Source organism: Streptomyces sp. NPDC127092 (assembly GCF_042722475.1).
Classification (GTDB): Bacteria; Actinomycetota; Actinomycetes; order Streptomycetales; family Streptomycetaceae; genus Streptomyces.
Map to the genome: position 1 here is coordinate 1 of NZ_JBHXFE010000260.1, position 1,318 is coordinate 1,318.

The 1,318-nt window shown below is 68.5% G+C and carries 1 protein-coding gene; it reads left to right on the plus strand.

Translation table 11 applies throughout. The features are described 5' to 3' along the window. Positions 1–89: 89 nt before the first annotated feature. Positions 90–1,318: GntP family permease (locus ACFWJO_RS39510; RefSeq protein WP_386873101.1), on the plus strand; the 1,229-nt coding region annotated here is incomplete at its 3' end.

Sequence of the window (1,318 nt, forward strand, 5' to 3'; positions counted from 1 at the left end):
GCTTCGAGGCCGCCGTCCGTCAGTTCCACCGCGAGTTCGTCGCCTGAGTCGGCCTCACCCCTCGGATCCACACCACTAGGAGAACCACCATGAACGGGCTCGAAGCCTCCGAGATCGGTGCGCTGGTCGGCCTCACGGCAGCCGTCGCCCTGCTCATCTTCTTCGTCATCCGGACCAAGATCCACGCCGTCCTGGCCTTGGTCATCGCCGCCTCCATCGCGGGTCTGGCGGCCGGGATGGCCCCGGACGCCGTTATCCAGGCCATCACCACCAGCTTCGGCTCGACCCTCGGGACCATCGGCCTCGTCATCGGCATGGGCGTGATGATGGGGCGCATCCTCGAGGTCTCGGGGGCCGCGGAAAAGCTGGCCTACTCCCTCATCCGCGTGCTGGGTAAGGGGAAGGAGGAGTGGGCGCTCGCCGGCGCGGGCTTCGTCATCTCCATCCCGATCTTCGTGGACTCCGCCTTCGTGATCCTGCAGCCGCTCGTGCGGTCGCTGGCCCGGACCTCCGGGCGGTCCATCCTCACCCTGGGCATCGCCCTCGCCGGCGGCCTGGTCGTCACCCACCACGCCGTCCCCCCGACGCCGGGCCCGCTCGGCGCCGCCGGCATCTTCGACGTGAACGTCGGCGAGATGATCCTCTGGGGCCTCATCCTCAGCTTCCCCGCCATGATCGCGGTGACCCTGTACGCGAAGGTCATGGGTCCGAAGATCGAGGCCATGATCGAACGGGACACGGGCGAACGCCTCTCCCCCGCGGAGGCCTTCGAGGAGTTCCAGGAGCGTGCCGCCGTCCGGGAACGCGAGCTGCCCGGGCTGTTCATCTCGATCCTGCCGATCCTGCTGCCGATCGTCCTGATCTTCCTGAACACCTTCTCCGCCACCATGGTGGAGAACAACGAAGGTGCCCTGCCTGCCGGGCTGGTCTCCACGCTCGCCTTCATCGGCAACCCCGTCATCGCCCTGCTGCTCGGCGTCCTCGTGGCGATCTACGGCCTCGCCCGCAACCAGTCGCGCCAGGAGACTCTGGACGACATGGAGTTCGGCGTACAGTCGGCGGGCATCATCCTGTTGGTCACCGGCGCCGGCGGAGCCCTCGGCGGCGTTCTGCGCGAGTCCGGGACGGCGGAGTCCATCGGCCAGGCGGTGGCCGGCCTCCCCCTGCCGACCATCCTGATCCCGTTCGTCATCGCGACCATCGTCCGCCTCATCCAGGGGTCCGGTACGGTGGCCATCATCACCTCCGCCTCGATCTCCGCACCCATCCTCGCGGCCATGCCGGATGTGAACATGGTGTTGGCCGCGCAGGCCGCCGC